Raw genomic sequence first — 15,578 nt, 5'->3', positions numbered from 1 at the left:
CGCTCGTCGGCACGAAGTTCTGGGCTCACGGAGAGCAATCCGCCCTGCCCGCACTTTCGCGCCCGACGCTGCCGCGTCCACCGCAAGCCCGGCTCTACGGCCATCACGACACATGGTCGCCCCTCAAGGGTGAGCCGGGATGGACGACACATACGCCAAAACCGAATTTCGGTAAAGTGGAATATTTTCGCGCTGGCGGATTGACAGGGGGGCGACACAGACGCGGTCGCGCAGCTCGCTCAGGCTCACCCCGTCGGGGTGCCCTGCCTCCACTGGCCGCCGGCGATCTTCGCGGCGGCGATGACGGCTTGGGTGCGGCTTTCGACGCCGAGCTTTTGCAGGATGGCCGAGACGTGCGCCTTGATGGTGGCCTCGGAGACGCCGAGCTCATAAGCGATCTGCTTGTTGAGCAGCCCCTCCGACAGCATCATCAGGACCCGCACCTGTTGCGGCGTCAGCGTCACCAGACGGTCGCGCAGCTTCGTCATGTCCGGGTCGGCGGCGGCCGACAGGTCGGTGTCGGCGGGAACCCAGACGTCACCCTCCATCACCTTGAGGATGGCATCGCGCAGGGTCTCGACGCCGAACCGCTTCGGGATGAAACCCGAGGCGCCGAAATCGAGCGAGCGGCGGATCGTGGCGCTGTCGTCGGAGGCCGAGACAATGACCACCGGGATCGCCGGATATTGGGCGCGCAGATAAATCAGGCCGGAAAAGCCGGAGATCCCGGGCATCGAGAGGTCGAGCAGGATCAGGTCGACGTCAGAGGCCTGTTCCAAAAGCTTGGTCAGATCCTCGAACGATCCGGCCTCGTCGATCCTGGCCGAGGTCAGGACGCCCGCCACCGCCTGCCGCAACGCGTCGCGGAACAGCGGATGGTCATCGGCAATGACGAGATGGGTGGAAGGAGCGTTCATCGTTCTCTTGCTGTCGTTCGCGCCGGGCGGCGAGTCAACGCCGCGGCACCCTAATTCTTCCCTGAGCGGCCGTGGCATGCAAGGGCGCATTATTCCTTTAAAGCAAAGGGGTTAATCCGGAGGCACGCGGCGGCCCGATATCCGCCGTCAGCTGCGCGTCAGTGCGAAAGGCCGAAAGTCGTATTGGGGCGGGTTTCACGCCAATGTTACCTTGAGGGCAAGGCCTGGGTTGATCCGACATGACTGGACATCTAGGGCGCGAGGAAACGATTTTTCGGGGAGCGACTCAACATGTCGACAATGGCTGTGTCTCAAGCACGCGCGGGAGGGATGACGAAAGACGAACGGTTCGTCATTCTCGCCTCCTCGCTCGGTACTGTCTTCGAGTGGTACGATTTCTATCTTTACGGGTCGCTGGCCGGCATCATCGGCGCGCAGTTCTTCTCGGCCTATCCCCCGGCAACCCGCGACATCTTCGCGCTGCTGGCCTTCGCGGCAGGCTTCCTGGTGCGCCCGTTCGGCGCGATCGTGTTCGGCCGTATCGGCGACATCGTCGGCCGCAAATACACCTTCCTCGTCACTATCCTGATCATGGGTCTGTCGACTTTCATTGTCGGCCTGCTGCCCAACGCGGCGACCATCGGCATCGCGGCCCCGATCATCCTGATCGCGTTGCGCCTCGCCCAGGGCCTGGCGCTCGGCGGTGAATATGGCGGTGCGGCGACCTACGTCGCGGAGCATGCTCCGAACGGCAAGCGCGGCTACTACACGTCCTTCATCCAGACCACGGCGACGCTCGGCCTGTTCCTGTCGCTGCTGGTGATCCTGTTCACGCGCTCCGCCCTCGGCGAACCCGAGTTCGCGGCGTGGGGCTGGCGCATTCCGTTCCTGGTCTCGGTGCTGCTGCTTGGCGTCTCGGTCTGGATCCGGCTTCGTCTCAACGAATCCCCGATCTTCCAGAAGATGAAGGACGAGGGGAAGAGCTCGAAGGCCCCGCTGACAGAAGCCTTCGGCAACTGGCAGAACGGCAAGCTCGTGCTGCTGGCGCTGCTTGGCGGCGTGATGGGCCAGGGCGTGGTCTGGTACACCGGCCAGTTCTACGCATTGTTCTTCCTGCAATCGATCCTCAAGGTCGACGGCTACACCGCCAACTTGCTGATCGCCTGGTCGCTGCTGCTCGGCACCGGCTTCTTCATCGTGTTCGGCATGCTCTCCGACAAGATCGGCCGCAAGCCGATCATTCTCGGCGGCTGTCTGATCGCGGCGCTCACTTTCTTCCCGATCTTCAAGATGATCACTACCAACGCCAATCCTGCGCTGGAAAAGGCGATTGAGTCGGTCAAGGTCGAGGTGGTGGCGGATCCCGCAGGTTGCGGCGACCTGTTCAACCCGGTCGGCACCCGCGTCTTCACTTCGCCTTGCGACACCGCACGTGCCTACCTGTCGCAGTCGTCGGTCAAGTACACGACCACGCCAGGTGCGGCCGGCTCCGGCGTGAAGGTGATGGTCAACGGCAAGGAAGTTGCCTACGCCAACGCCAAGGACGGTAATCCGGCGCTCCTCGCCGCCGCGCAGGCAGCCGGGTATCCGAAGGCCGGCGATACGGGCATCGTGAAGATGGCGCATCCGTTCGACATCTTCCGTCCGCAGGTGGCCGCCGTTGTCGGACTGCTGTTCGTCCTGGTGCTCTTCGTCACCATGGTGTACGGCCCGATCGCCGCGATGCTGGTCGAACTGTTCCCGACCCGCATCCGATACACCTCGATGTCGCTGCCCTACCATATCGGCAACGGCTGGTTCGGCGGCCTGCTGCCGGCGACCGCCTTCGCCATCGTGGCCTCGACGGGCGATATCTATGCGGGCCTCTGGTATCCGGTCATCTTCGCGTCGATTACCGTCGTGATCGGCTTGTTCTTCCTGCCCGAGACCAAGGACGTCGACATCAAGGCGACCTGATCGGCGGCAGATCCAAATCAACACTAACCGGCCGCGGATCGCTCCGCGACCGGTTTTCTTTTGGGCTCTACTGATTGCCGCCGATGAACTGCAGCACGACCTCGCGCCGGTGCGGGCGCTTGCGGTGCTCGATCAGGTAGATCGCCTGCCAGGTACCGAGCATGAGCTTGCCGTTCAGGACCGGGACCTGAAGCGAAGTCTGCGTCAGCATGGTCTTGACGTGCGCCGGCATGTCGTCGGGTCCCTCGGTATCATGCGTCCATCGGGCGTTCTCCGGCGCGAGCCGGGACAGCGCGGTGGTGAGATCGACGAGCACGGAGGGATCGGCGTTCTCCTGGATCGTCAGCGACGCCGAGGTGTGACGGATGAACAATGTCAACGCGCCGTCTCGCGCGCCCGCCTCGGCGACGAATTTCGCAGCTTCGCCGGTGAGATCGGTGAAGCCGCGGCCCGGCGTCTGCACGGTCAGCAGCGACGATGCGATGGCGGTGACTTGCACAGTCGACGGCGCAGAGCGTGCGAAGCGTTTCTCAGATGCCATTCAAACTCTCAAATCTTCCCCGACACGTCCTTCTGCACGCGGTTGGCCATGTCGATCAGCCGGCGCCAGGCCTTTTCCAGGAACGACATCACGCGGTCGACGTCCTGGTCGCTCGGCAGGGGGATCTCGAGCCTGCGGTCACCCTCGGCGGCCTTCGGCTCCGCCTTCTTGAACTGATCGGATTTCGGCAGCGCCTCGTCGATCTTGCCTGATACGGTCGGCCCCGCCGCGAGCCGTCCCTTCAGCGTCTCGACTTCAGCCTGCAGCCGGCCGATCTCGGCGTCGAGCGCGGTCCGCTCGTCGGGCACCGCGTAGCAGGCCCAACCGGCGCCGCTCCTGGTACAGGTCGATACCGTGCCGGTGCGGGTGTCGAGCCGCAGCACGCCCTCGGGGATGGGGGTCATGCTGTAGCGGCCGTTTTCACTGTCGGGTGCGGATTGCGCGGCGAGGCAGCCGCCGCTGATGGTCATCACCGCGGCGAACGCCGCGGCCGCAAGCCATGATGTTGTGGATGAATTCGCTGGTCTCATCGCGCTCTCCGCCACGACGCGAAAGGTGGCACTCTCGCAAATTCTACACCCCCGCGAGGCGATCCGCCGCCCAAAACGCGCCCCTGATATCAACGAGGGCAGTGCCCTCTTTGATCCCGGCAGCGGGGCGAAATGGCGACGGCATCCGCCGATCATGCGGAGAGCTGCTGCGGTGCGGCGTCACGCTGTGTGCAGCGCTGCCGCGCGCGCCAATATTGTAAAATAAATCAGATACATAACAGGAATGGACACAATCGTGACTTGGCTTGACTTGATTATGGCCCATCAGTATGGTCCGCGCGGCTTTTGAGGGTGGCGGGCGTAATTTCCATTCAGCCGCGGCGTTTCGGGTCTTCGTTGCATGACACAGGGCACGGGACACGGCGAGAATGGAGATCGCGATAGATCGCCCGAGGAAGCTGCGCTTTCCGAACGGCTCGGAAATCTTGATCAGCGGTTGTCCGAATTTCGCGGCCGCCACGTCAAGACCGAGCAACCCGCAGGTGACGGTGAGGACAGAGCGGCCAGAGCCTCGGCGATGGCGCTTGGTTTCCGGTTATCCTCCGAGTTGGTCGCCGGGGTCGTTGTCGGAGCGGGGATTGGCTGGGGTTTCGACCGCTTGCTGTCGACGTCGCCTTTCGGATTTATCGTGTTCCTGCTGCTGGGCTTTGTGGCCGGCGTGGTGAACGTGGTGAGGACGGCAGGCGCGGGTCAAAACAGACGCGGTGGTTCTTAAGCGATCCACACCAGGAGAGGAATGATCGTGCCGGCTTCGCCGGTACGGGCCGGCCCGACCGGCAGACCGAGACCCGCCGGCATTGCCCGGCAGACCAAGAAATGCTGCGCTGATGAAAATCGACCCGATCCACCAGTTCAACATCGAGCCTCTCTTCACCCTGGGCCATATCGGCAATCACACGATCGCCTTCACCAATTCGTCGCTCTACATGCTGGTGGCGGTCGCGATCATCTCGATCCTGATGCTTGCCAGCGGCACGCAAATGGTTCCCGGGCGCCTTCAGTCGGTCGCCGAGATCTCCTACGAATTCGTCGCCTCGACCATCCGTTCGACGGCCGGCGCGGAAGGCATGAAGTTCTTCCCGCTGATCTTCTCGCTGTTCATGTTCCTCTGCGTCTCGAACCTCGTGGGTATCATCCCCTATACCTTCACGATTGCGAGCCATCTGATCGTGACGGGAGCGCTCGCGCTGCTGGTGTTCTTCACCGTCCTGATCTACGGCCTCTACAAGAACGGCCTGAAATTCTTCAAGATTTTCGTTCCCCAGGGCGTCCCGATCTACATCCTGCCGCTGGTCATGTTCATCGAGATCCTGTCGTTCTTCCTGCGGCCGGTCTCCCACAGTGTCCGTCTCTTCGCCAACATGCTGGCCGGCCACATCGCGCTGAAGGTGTTCGCGGGCTTCGTCGCCATGCTCGGCTTCTCGCTCGGCGCCGTCGGCTGGGTCGGCGGCGTGCTGCCGCTGGCGCTCACGGTCGCGCTGTACGCTCTCGAGATTCTGGTCGCGTTCCTGCAGGCCTATGTGTTTGCGATCCTGACCTGCATCTACCTCAACGACGCCATTCATCCGGGACACTGAGCGGTCCGGGGAATTTCCACCCACAACCCAATCTTTCTTCCAAGGAGTCTAAAATGGATCCGGCAGCAGCAAAACTTATCGGCGCGGGCATCGCATGCATCGGCATGGGCGGCGCGGGCGTCGGCGTCGGCGTGATCTTCGGCAACTACCTCGCCGCAGCCGTTCGCAACCCTTCGGCTGCTCAGGGCCAGTTCGGCAATTTGATCTTCGGCTTCGCCGTGACCGAAGCGCTCGGCATTTTCTCGCTGCTGATCGCGCTGCTGCTGCTGTTCGTTCCGCTCTGAGGACGTGTTTCGCGCCGCTTCAACCGAAGCGGCGCGCATGACTGCAACAGGAGTACTCCATGGCTGAAAGTCATGGCGGCGCAAAAGGTCCGGCGGCGGGCGCCCACACCGAGGCTGACGGTAGTCACCACGGTGGCGGCTTCCCGCCGTTCGAGAGCAGCAGCTTCGCTTCACAGCTGGTGTCGCTCGCGATCTTCTTCGTCCTGCTTTACGTGATCGTGTCCAAGCTCGCTCTGCCGCGTATCGGCGGTGCGATCGAGGCGCGTCAGAACAAGATCGAGGGTGACCTCGCCGAAGCGCAGAAGCTGAAGGACCAGTCCGACGCCGCGCTGAAGGCCTATGAAAGCGAGCTCGCCTCGGCGCGCACGCGAGCACAGGCGATCGGCAACGAATCCCGCGAGAAGGCGAATGCGCAGGCGGAAGCCGAGCGCAAGACGCTGGAAGAACAGCTGGCGGCCAGGCTCGCCGGGGCGGAGAAGACCATCGCCTCGACCCGCACCGCCGCCATGAGCAACGTCCGCGGCATCGCAGCCGATGCGGCCGGCCAGATCGTGCAGCAGCTTACCGGTGTCGTTCCCGACGCCGCGTCGGTCAATGCCGCGGTCGATGCGTCCTTGAAGGGTTAGTCGATATGTTCTTCGAACCTGAATTTTGGGTCGCCGTCGCCTTCGTCATCCTGATGCTCGTGTTTGCCTATCTCGGCATCCACAAGACCCTGCTGACGACGCTCGATCATCGCGCAGCCCGCATCAAGGCCGAGCTCGACGACGCGACGCGCCTCAAGCAGGAGGCGGCCAAGGTGCTCGCCGACTACAAGGCGCGCACCGCGACGGCCGAGCGCGAGGCTGCCGACATCATCGCCAACGCCAAGTCCGAAGCCGAGCGCATCGCGACCGAGGCCAAGGCAAAGATGGAAGACTTCGTCGCCCGCAGAACCAAGACCGCGGAAGGCAAGATCGCGCTCGCCGAGGCCCAGGCGGTGGCCGATGTCCGCGCCGCAGCCGCGGAAGCCGCCGTCCAGGCCGCCTCCACGATCCTGTCGCAGTCGGTCAAGGGCAACGTCGCCGACGATCTGCTCGCCAAGGGCATCACCGAGGTTCGGCAGAAGCTGAACTGAGGGGTCTCGCTTCACCAATCAGAAAGCCGGCGCGATGAGTGCCGGCTTTTTCGTTTGTCGGGCACTGCATCGGCAAAACCTGATGTCATCGCCCGCGAAGGCGGGCGATCCAGTATTCCAGAGACAGTCCTGATCAATCGAGAAGCCGCAGCGTACTGGATGCCCCGCCTTCGCCGGGCATGACAACTATGTTTTCGTGGTTACTTCTTCCTCCCCCGCGCCTTCGGCTCGGGCGAGAGCGCTTGCGGGTCGAAGCCGACATAGAAGATGTAGGAATCGGCGGCCTTGGCCGAAGGCATCGGATAGGCCAGATCCTCGGCGACGAACGTGAAGGGCACGCTGCCGCCCTCCGACATCTCGACCGTGGTCCGGTAGGCCTTCGAGGCGATCACCTTCTCGCCGACGCCGCCCTGCACCACGGCGATGCGCAAGGGCACCTCGACGGTCGCAGGCGCACCGGCGGGACCGGCGATGACGCGGCCCTGAATGCCGATCCGGGCCGTGATATCGGCACCGTTCCGGGTACATTCACGCGCCATCTTGGTGATCGTAGCCTGGAAGCGGATCTCATTGCCGACGGCCGGCTTGCCGGTGGCGCCAACCGCGTAGGTCGAGGCCCCCGCGCGCACCGTAACCTGCGGACAATCGACGTCGTCATCGGCCGCCGGCTGGCCTGGCGCAGGCGCAGGCTTGGGCTGTGCCGGCTCGTCGGACTTGCCGCCGAACAGGCCCTTGAATCGATCGGTCAGCGATTGCGCCGCGGCCGGCGAGACGGAGACGAGCGCAACCGACAACGCCAACGCGACCGCTGTCCCCCGCCGCAACGCACTCCGCGATGACCGAAACTTCTGCACCATCAACGCCCATACTCCACGACAACATCCCGGCCGATCGCCGGCCGGCCTTGCGCCGTTATATCGTCAAAACCGGCGAACCCAAGGCAAGCACAACAAGGCAGCACAAGGAGACTTTGGCCACATGAATGAACGGGCTCAGCCGCGGAAATCCTCGTGCAGCAGACCGAACAGCAGATGGTCCTGCCAGACGCCGTTGATGCAGAGATAGCGGCGCGCCAGCCCTTCGCGGGAGAAGCCGCACTTTTCCAGCACCCGGATCGACGGCGTATTGGTCGGAATGCAGGCGGCCTCGACCCGGTGCAGATTGAGTTCGCCGAACAGCGTCGGCAGCAGCACCCGCAGCGCGGCCGTCATGTAGCCGCGCTGGGCGTTGGGCTTCCCGACCCAATAGCCGATGGTGCCGGCCTGGACGATGCCGCGCCGGACATTGGCGAGCGTGATGCCGCCGAGCATGGCGCCGTCGAGCTCGCGGAAGATCAGAAAGGGATAGGAACGGTCCGCGGCGATGTCCTCGGAATAGCGGCGCAGGCGGCGACGGAAGCCGGAGCGGGTGAGATCGTCCGACGGCCAGATCGGCTCCCAGGGCGTCAGATAATCGCGGCTCGACTCGCGCAAATGCGCCCACTGCAGGAAGTCCGACATCTGCGGCGCACGTAGCAACAGGCCGTTGCCGCGCGGCGCGAGCGCGGCAGGTCCACTGGATGGCAGGCGAAAGAGGGCCATGGTGATGCTTCCCGGGGCAGATCAGCCCGTGCGCGGCTCCTAATGCAGCCGCGCTTTGGCGCGTGCCCGGGTCAATCCTTCCGCAAAAGACACCGCCGTGTCCAGACCCCTGCCGCTGCCTAATGCGACAACCGCAGGGCGGCTGCGCGAAAGCAGCGCACGCGCCGCATCCCGGGTCGATTCGACGCTGACGGCGTCGATCCGGGCCACCAGCTCCTCGGCGGTCTGGGGCCGGCCATAGGCCAGCACATGCCGGGCGAGCTGCTCGGCGCGCGACGAGCAGCTCTCCAGCGCCATCAGCAGGCCCGCCTTCATCTGCGCCTTGGCCCGCGCGATTTCGACCTCGGTCAGGGTCTCCACCGAATCGTTCATGATGTCGACCACGACTTCCATCATCTCGGGCGCATCGGCCGGATCGGTGCCGGTGTAGAGGCCGAAGAATCCGGTGTCGGTATAGGGCGCGTGGAACGAGTAGATCGAGTAACAGAGGCCGCGCTTCTCGCGGACCTCCTGGAACAGCCGCGACGACATCCCGCCGCCGAGGATGTTGGTGAAGACCTGGAGCGAGAACAACGACAGATCGCCCTGCGGCACGCCTTCCAGCGCCAGCGTCAGATGCGCCTGCTCGAGCTCGCGATGCACCACCTTGGTGCCGCCCTTGCCGAACTGTGCGGATTGCGGCTTGGGACCCGGCGTCCCCTCAAAACTGGCAAAGCGGTGCTCGACCTCGGCGACCACCTGCTTGTGATCGACCGCGCCGGCCGCCGCCACCACCATGTCGGGCCCGCGATAATGCGTCGACAGATAGTCGCGCAGCGAGTCGCGGCTGAAGGCACGCAAGGTCTTCGCAGTGCCGAGTAGCGAACGGCCCATCGGCTGGTCGGGATAACAGAGCTCGTTGAGATGCTCGAACACCACGTCGTCGGGCGTGTCCTGCGCCGCGCCGATCTCCTGCACGATGACGTTCTTCTCGCGCTCGAGCTCGTCGGGCTCGAAGGCGGGATTGGCGAGGATGTCGGCGAGCACGTCGAGTGCGAGCGGCACGTCGGCCTTCAGCACCCGCGCGTAATAGGACGTGGTCTCGGTCGAGGTGCCGGCATTGAGGTCGCCGCCGACCGCCTCGATCTCCTCCACGATCTCGCGCGAGGAGCGTTTCGTCGTGCCCTTGAACGCCATGTGTTCGAGAAGATGCGAGATGCCGTGCTCGTTGGGCTTCTCGTCGCGCCCGCCGACGCCGGCCCAGACGCCGAGCGCCGCCGTTTCGAGATGCGGCATCTTGTCGGTGACGACGGTCAGGCCGGACGCAAGCTTGGAAATCTCGACGCTCATCCGGCAACTCCCTGTTTCGCGGCGCGGCTGACCGACAGCACGAACCGCTCGACCTCGGCCTGGTCGTTCTTCATCACCTTCATGTGTTCGGATTTGGTCATCAGACCGTCGAGCCAGGCCGGCAGTTGCGGCCGCTGGCCGCAGGCCGCCTCGACCGCGTCGGGGAATTTGGCCGGATGGGCGGTGGACAGCACGATGCTGGGAACCGTCGTGTCGGTGGTGTCGCGATCGGCGACCGCGAGCGCGACCGCGGTGTGGGGATCGACCAACTCGCCCGCCTCGCGCCAGGCGGCGCGGATCGCGGCCGCGGTCTCGGTCTCGTCGGCGCGGCCCGCGTCGAATTCCTCGCGGATCGCGGCCAGCGTCGCATCGGGCAGCACGAAGCGCCCCGACTGCTTCAGCGAATCCATCAGCCGGCGCACGCCGGCGGCATCGCGCCCGCCAGCCTCGAACAGCAGCCGCTCGAAATTCGAGGAGATCTGGATGTCCATCGACGGCGACGCCGTCGCGTGCACCTCGCGCACCTCGTAGATCCCGGTCTTCAGCGTGCGCGCCAGGATGTCGTTGACGTTGGCGGCGATGCCTAGAGTCCGCACCGGAAGACCCATGCGCTTGGCGACATAGCCGGCAAAGATGTCGCCGAAATTGCCGGTCGGCACGACGAAGTCCACCGCGCGCGCCGGCGCGCCGGCGGCAATGGCGGAGGTGAAATAGTAGACCACCTGGGAGACGATGCGCGCCCAATTGATGGAATTGACGCCGGACAGCGAGGTCGCATCGCGGAAGCGATGGTTGTTGAACATCCCCTTCACGAGCGCCTGGCAATCGTCGAAATTGCCTTCGATGGCGAGCGCGTGGACATTGGCCGCGCCTGTCGAGGTCATCATCCGCCGCTGCACCTCGGAAATGCGGCCGTGCGGAAACAGCACGATGAGATCGACATTCTCGAGCCCCGCGAACGCGTCGACCGCAGCACCGCCGGTGTCGCCGGAGGTCGCGACCACGATGGTGGTGCGCTGGCCGCGCTTGGCAAGCACATGGTCCATCAGCCGCGAGATCAGCTGCATCGCCACATCCTTGAAGGCGAGCGTCGGACCGTGGAACAGCTCCAGCACGAACTGGTGCGCCGCCATCTGGCGCAGCGGCACCACCGCCGGATGGCGGAAGGTGGCGTAGGCCTCGTTCGCCATGCGGCCGAGTTCGGCATCCGATATCTCGCCGCCAACAAAGGGGCGGATCACCTCGACCGCGACCTCCCAATAGGGACGACCGAAGAAGCCGGCGATGGCCTCAGTCGAGAGTTGCGGCCAGACGGCCGGCACATACAGGCCGCCGTCGCGGGCAAGCCCGGTCAGCATCACGTCGCAGAAGCCGAGTTCGGGGGCCTCGCCCCGGGTCGAGATATAACGAGTCAAACTGCCCTCCAAAGGCCGGCCGAGCCTGAGCTCGATCCGCAAGCCTTTGATTTTACGAAACTACTTGTTAACAGCCAGAGGCTTGGGCCACCATAAAGTGTTTTGCGGCATCGGGAAACCGCTTCGCGTCCCTGCCGATCCAACGAAAAAGGGCTGCCCAATAAAAAGGGCTGCGGCAATGCCGCAGCCCTCTCCTGGAAGGTCTGTCGTTGATGTGTGCAGACCAGTTTGCCTCTTGGGGTCGCTGACCCGCTAAAACTATTCGCGCAAGCTTTCGTCGCCTGTCACGACATCGTCAAGAGCCAAAACGGCCCGTGAGAGAAGATGTTCCTATTTTTTCTGGCAATGCCTCGGCGTCGACAAATGCTCGCGAGCGATTTCTTGGCGCACATTGCCATTATTTCCCGAATGACCGGACAGTTCCGGAACGAACTGCCGGCTCGGTCCATTGTGTCGGCGGATGGTATCGGCGCTATCCATGCATTGCCCGGCTCAGCGCCGAGACCGCTCCGCCCCGCCGAACCGGCAGCATCCTGGAGCAGCCGGTTCGGCGCTCTGGGCGTCAGCTCATCCCGATTTCCACCGCGATCCGGATCAGATCGGAATGGTTCTTGGCACCGAGTTTCTGCTTGAGCAGGGACGTGGTGTTGGCCACGGTCTTGTAAGAAATGCCGAGCGCCTCGGCGACCTCCACGATCTTGTCGCCTCGCCCCAGCAGGCGAAGAATCTCGAGCTCCCGCGGCGTCATCTGCGAGGCCGGGTTGGCCTTGATCGCCGCGCCGGAAAACGTCACGGCTTCCGCGAGCTGCGGCGAGATGAAATTGTCGCCCGCGACCACCTTGCGCACCGCCTTGAGCAGGATCCGGGGATCGTCGCCCTTGGAGACATAGCCCTGCGCCCCAAGCTCGACCGCCCGCACCACGAAGGCCGGATCGTCATTCATGCTGAACATGATGATCTTGGCGTCCGGATCGTCCTTGCGAATGCGCCGCATGAGTTCGAAGCCGGAGACATCCGGCAGGCTGATGTCGATCACGGTGACGTCGGGCCGCTTGCTGACATAGGCGCGATGCCCGGATTTGGCGTCGGCGGCCTCTTCGATCCGGATCGAATGGTCGGAGGCGAACAGGGTGCGGCAACCGGACAGCACCACGGGATGGTCGTCAACGATCAGAACTCGGGTTGCCGGCTTAGTGGAATCTTGCATCGCAGCTCTCTTGTTTTTCGACTCATAGACCCCCGGGAACAAATGGAAAGAGCAAATCCGGCCGATGCGCGTTAGAATTGACCTAATGTGGCAACGCCTCTCGTTCAGAACCCAACTGTTCCTGCCGCTCGGCACGGGCTTCCTCGCCGCGCTGATCATGGGCGGCGTGCTGCTTCAAACCTTCGCGGCCGGGCAACTGGCCGACGAGAACGAGCCGGGGCGGCGTTTGACCCAGACGGTTGCCGCCGCGCTCAACAACACCCTGCGCACCTCGAACACTCCGCGGCAGACCCTCGACGCCTTTGTCCATTCTCTGGACATCTCCTCTGATATCCAATTCCGTGCTGTGGACGCCGGTCCCGCGTCTTCAGTGAAGGACGGTCTGCGCAAGCCGCATGGCGTGCCGCAATGGTTTGTCGACCTGCTCACCATTCCGGATATGGACACGGCAACTCCGGTGATGATCGGCGGCCAGCGTGTCGGCGATCTCCTCTTCCTGCCGGACCTGTCGGCCGACCTGTTCGAGAAGTGGATCGGCTTTCTCGCGCTGACCACCCTCGTCGCCGTGCTGATGGTGCTCACCGGCACAATTGCGTATGTTTTCGCCGGATCGGCCCTGCGCCCGCTGCAATATCTCGGCGAAGGGCTCACGCGGATACGGCGCGGCGACTACGCGACGCCGATCCCGGTCGGAGGACCGCCGGAAATCCGGCAAAGCTGCGAGGAGGCCAATGCGCTGGCCGCAACGCTGGCGCAATTGAGCCAGGACAATCGCGACCTGCTGCACCGCCTGGTGTCGCTCCAGGACGACGAGCGGCGCGATCTCGCGCGCGAACTGCACGACGAACTCGGCCCGTTGCTGTTCAGCATTCGCGTCGGCACGATCGCATTGGTCGAGGCCTCGCCTACGGCGGGACATCTCGGCAATTCGGCGGAAGAGGTGTTGCAATCGGTCGAGGCACTCCAGCAGACCAACCGCCGCATCCTCGACCGATTGCGACCGCTCTACATCGAGGAATTGGGTCTGGAGACCAGCGTGCAGACGCTGCTCCGGAATTTTCGCAAGCAGGCCCCTTACATCGGCCTGACGGACACGATTGATCCGGATCTCAACGGGATCGACGGGCCACTGGCTCAGACCGTCTATCGCGTGATTCAGGAGGCGCTGACCAACGTGCTGCGCCATGCCGGCGCCAGCAATGCCCATGTGCAGGCGACCTTCGCCGGCGAGACGGTCATCATCGAGATTTCCGACGACGGCGGCGGCTTTCCCGAAGGCGATTTGTTCGGCCGTGGCCTGACCGGCATGCATGAGCGCGTACGCGCGCTCAGCGGATCACTGTCACTGCTGCGCGCGGATGAACGAACCTATGTGCGCTGCCGCCTTCCCGCCGAACCGGCAGGCGAGGCACCGGTCACCGATTAGCACGCACAGCCAAGGTGCGTGTTCTGTCGCGCCGGCTCGCACAGCGTGGTGCGTATCTTGCCGTCCGGGCTGAAGCAAAACGAGGCGCGGATGCGCAGCGCGCCGGCGACGGAATATTCGAGATCGACGCCGTGGGGCGCGGGATGGATTTCCTCCAGCCCGAAACCTGCCGACGAGAAAGCGCTGAGCCGCGGCTGCCAATAGGCTTCGAGCTCGGTGCGGCCGCGATAGCGCTGCGTGCCGTTACACGTGCATTCGACCTGGCCGTCGTCCGCATAGAGGTCGAGCAGCGTCGCGAGATCGCCCTTCCTGCAGGCATCCACCCAGTCGACGACAATTCCCATCTGGTCGAAATCGCTCACGCCGCAATCCTGTCTGCCGCGAAAAATCACTGGTGGCTTAGGACTACACTCGTGAATGTGCGCTGAATGGTAAACCCCGGGCGATACCGGGTTCCCTCGAGGTATCTGCGGAGCTCAGCTCTGCCGCCGCCCTTTAGCCCACACGGCGAAGGCGATCAGCACGGCGCCTGCGAGCGTGAACCAGGTGATGGCGTATTGCAGGTGATCGTCCTTGAGGTGGACGTCGAGGGGCCCCGGCCGCGGAATGCCGTTCTCGGGTGCGGGCCGCTCGAGGTCGATATAGAATGGCGCAACCGCGCCCCAGCCCAGCGTGCTCGCGATCGCCACATGATCGCGCACGAACCAGAGCCGCTTGTCGCGGTTCTCCGCCGGGGTCAGCCAGCCAGGTGCCTCGGGAAAGCGAAGATAGCCGGTGAACGAGACCACCTGCCCGGTGATGAGCTTCTTGACCGCGCGATCCTCGACGCTGCGATCCTGCATGGTGTTTTCGACGAAGCCCGCATCGATCACGACGGTTTCGCCGCTTGGCAGCCGCGCCGGCAGGAACGCCCAGGTACCGGGGCTTGCGGCGTCCTTGCGCACGGCGGACCCGGGCGAATAGACCATCGCATCGGGCAACGGCGCATACGTCGCGGTAAAGCTGACGCGGCGGAATTCATCGCGCGCGGGACTTAGCGCGGCCCATCGCGCCGGCGGCGGCAGCGCGACCGGTGCCTCCGCAAGACGCTCGGTGAGCGCTGTGATCAGCTCGTGCTTGGCGAGGCGGCGCTGCAATTGCCAGAGGCCGAGCGCGACGCAGACCGCGGCCAGGAAAAGCGTGAACAGCGCAAAGCCGGCCACGCGTGGCTTGCGTGCGGTCTCGTTCATTTCGCGCGGTCGACCAGCCGGCCCGGCGCCGCCTTGTGGTGGAATTGCAGCGCGATCAGCAGCGACTTCATCGCGCGCAACGGCAGCAGCGTGGTCGCGAGGATCAGCGGCAGCCACAGCACCGCGTGCAGCCAATACGGCGGCTGATACTTGACCTCGACGACGAGCGCGCAACCGACCACGATCGCGCCGGCCAGCATGATGATGAAGATCGCAGGGCCGTCGCCGGAATCGATGAAGGCGTAGTCGAGGCCGCAACGGTCGCAGGCGGGCGCAAGCGTCAGGAAGCCCGCATAGAGCTTGCCCTGGCCGCAGCGCGGGCATTTGCAGGCAAGCCCGCGCAGCGCGCTTTGCAGGACAGTGGCTTGTGGCTTGGACGTATCGGAGGCTTCGTTCATGATGAAGGAGTCTATCACAGTTCTGCCGAAACCTCCGGCGCGTCGAAAGCG

Annotated in this window: 18 protein-coding genes; 7 read left to right on the top strand and 11 right to left on the bottom strand. The window is 64.4% G+C overall.

The genetic code is table 11. The features are described from left to right. Positions 1-245 precede the first annotated feature (245 nt). Positions 246-917 (bottom strand): response regulator transcription factor, encoded by a 672-nt coding sequence (locus IVA74_RS36440; protein ID WP_247352380.1) that lies wholly within the window; start codon positions 915-917, stop codon positions 246-248. A gap of 330 nt (positions 918-1,247) precedes the next feature. Between IVA74_RS36440 and IVA74_RS36435 the strand changes: the two genes are divergently transcribed. Continuing rightward, positions 1,248-2,873 carry an MFS transporter gene (locus IVA74_RS36435; RefSeq protein WP_247352379.1) on the top strand — a complete coding sequence of 542 codons (1,626 nt, stop codon included), beginning with the start codon at positions 1,248-1,250 and terminating at the stop codon, positions 2,871-2,873. A gap of 67 nt (positions 2,874-2,940) precedes the next feature. Here the strand turns inward: IVA74_RS36435 and IVA74_RS36430 are convergent, their stop codons facing one another. Together IVA74_RS36430 and IVA74_RS36425 are read right to left on the bottom strand one after the other, a co-directional pair. Further along, positions 2,941-3,414, bottom strand: coding sequence for a secondary thiamine-phosphate synthase enzyme YjbQ (locus IVA74_RS36430; RefSeq protein ID WP_247352377.1), 474 nt, complete (start codon positions 3,412-3,414; stop codon positions 2,941-2,943). An 8-nt stretch (positions 3,415-3,422) separates the two neighbouring features. Next, a complete protein-coding gene (locus IVA74_RS36425; RefSeq protein WP_247352375.1) occupies positions 3,423-3,944 on the bottom strand; it encodes a hypothetical protein in 522 nt (173 codons plus the stop codon). Between the two features lie 361 nt (positions 3,945-4,305). On the opposite strand from IVA74_RS36425, the gene IVA74_RS36420 reads away from it, so the two are divergent. The 5 genes from IVA74_RS36420 (at position 4,306) to IVA74_RS36400 (ending at position 6,943) form a co-directional block, all read left to right on the top strand. Then, a complete protein-coding gene (locus IVA74_RS36420; RefSeq protein ID WP_018459992.1) occupies positions 4,306-4,680 on the top strand; it encodes an AtpZ/AtpI family protein in 375 nt (124 codons plus the stop codon). Positions 4,681-4,792: 112 nt separating this feature from the next. Further along, positions 4,793-5,542 carry a F0F1 ATP synthase subunit A gene (locus IVA74_RS36415; RefSeq protein WP_247352373.1) on the top strand — a complete coding sequence of 250 codons (750 nt, stop codon included), beginning with the start codon at positions 4,793-4,795 and terminating at the stop codon, positions 5,540-5,542. Between the two features lie 53 nt (positions 5,543-5,595). Beyond that, a complete protein-coding gene (locus tag IVA74_RS36410) occupies positions 5,596-5,826 on the top strand; it encodes a F0F1 ATP synthase subunit C (protein WP_007599451.1) in 231 nt (76 codons plus the stop codon). A 59-nt stretch (positions 5,827-5,885) separates the two neighbouring features. After that, entirely contained in the window at positions 5,886-6,452 is a 567-nt protein-coding gene (locus tag IVA74_RS36405) for a F0F1 ATP synthase subunit B' (protein WP_247352371.1), read from the top strand. 5 nt (positions 6,453-6,457) lie between these two features. Next, complete coding sequence (locus IVA74_RS36400) at positions 6,458-6,943, top strand: ATP F0F1 synthase subunit B (RefSeq protein ID WP_247352370.1); 486 nt, start codon at positions 6,458-6,460, stop codon at positions 6,941-6,943. 200 nt (positions 6,944-7,143) lie between these two features. On the opposite strand, the gene IVA74_RS36395 is transcribed toward IVA74_RS36400, so the two are convergent. From IVA74_RS36395 to IVA74_RS36375, 5 genes are all read right to left on the bottom strand, one after another. Beyond that, entirely contained in the window at positions 7,144-7,800 is a 657-nt protein-coding gene (locus IVA74_RS36395; protein WP_247352368.1) for a hypothetical protein, read from the bottom strand. Between the two features lie 135 nt (positions 7,801-7,935). Beyond that, positions 7,936-8,523, bottom strand: a complete 588-nt coding sequence (locus IVA74_RS36390; RefSeq protein ID WP_247352366.1) for a GNAT family protein — start codon at positions 8,521-8,523, stop codon at positions 7,936-7,938. A 39-nt stretch (positions 8,524-8,562) separates the two neighbouring features. After that, positions 8,563-9,852 (bottom strand): pitrilysin family protein, encoded by a 1,290-nt coding sequence (locus IVA74_RS36385; RefSeq protein ID WP_247352364.1) that lies wholly within the window; start codon positions 9,850-9,852, stop codon positions 8,563-8,565. After that, positions 9,849-11,267, bottom strand: coding sequence for a threonine synthase (thrC, locus tag IVA74_RS36380; protein ID WP_247352362.1), 1,419 nt, complete (start codon positions 11,265-11,267; stop codon positions 9,849-9,851). The genes IVA74_RS36385 and thrC overlap by 4 nt, the downstream gene beginning before the upstream one ends. Before the next feature lie 562 nt (positions 11,268-11,829). Then, positions 11,830-12,474 carry a response regulator transcription factor gene (locus IVA74_RS36375; RefSeq protein ID WP_247352361.1) on the bottom strand — a complete coding sequence of 215 codons (645 nt, stop codon included), beginning with the start codon at positions 12,472-12,474 and terminating at the stop codon, positions 11,830-11,832. Positions 12,475-12,559: 85 nt separating this feature from the next. Here IVA74_RS36375 and IVA74_RS36370 point away from each other — a divergent pair, with 85 nt between their 5' ends. Beyond that, entirely contained in the window at positions 12,560-13,900 is a 1,341-nt protein-coding gene (locus IVA74_RS36370; protein ID WP_247352358.1) for a histidine kinase, read from the top strand. Here the strand turns inward: IVA74_RS36370 and IVA74_RS36365 are convergent. The 3 genes from IVA74_RS36365 to IVA74_RS36355 all read right to left on the bottom strand — a co-directional run bounded on the left by IVA74_RS36365 (position 13,897) and on the right by IVA74_RS36355 (position 15,527). Beyond that, the gene (locus tag IVA74_RS36365; RefSeq protein ID WP_247352356.1) at positions 13,897-14,262 is read right to left on the bottom strand and encodes a nuclear transport factor 2 family protein; all 366 of its coding nucleotides are present in this window, start codon (positions 14,260-14,262) and stop codon (positions 13,897-13,899) included. The genes IVA74_RS36370 and IVA74_RS36365 overlap by 4 nt on opposite strands. A gap of 114 nt (positions 14,263-14,376) precedes the next feature. After that, on the bottom strand, positions 14,377-15,129 hold the full coding sequence (locus IVA74_RS36360; RefSeq protein ID WP_247352354.1) for an SURF1 family protein: 753 nt from the start codon (positions 15,127-15,129) through the stop codon (positions 14,377-14,379). Next, on the bottom strand, positions 15,126-15,527 hold the full coding sequence (locus IVA74_RS36355; RefSeq protein WP_247352353.1) for a DUF983 domain-containing protein: 402 nt from the start codon (positions 15,525-15,527) through the stop codon (positions 15,126-15,128). The genes IVA74_RS36360 and IVA74_RS36355 overlap by 4 nt, the downstream gene beginning before the upstream one ends. Positions 15,528-15,578 lie beyond the last annotated feature (51 nt).

This window comes from Bradyrhizobium sp. 132 (assembly GCF_023074185.1).
Classification (GTDB): Bacteria; Pseudomonadota; Alphaproteobacteria; order Rhizobiales; family Xanthobacteraceae; genus Bradyrhizobium.
Note: the sequence above shows the minus strand (reverse complement) of the source record. Positions and strands in the feature narration are given on the sequence as shown.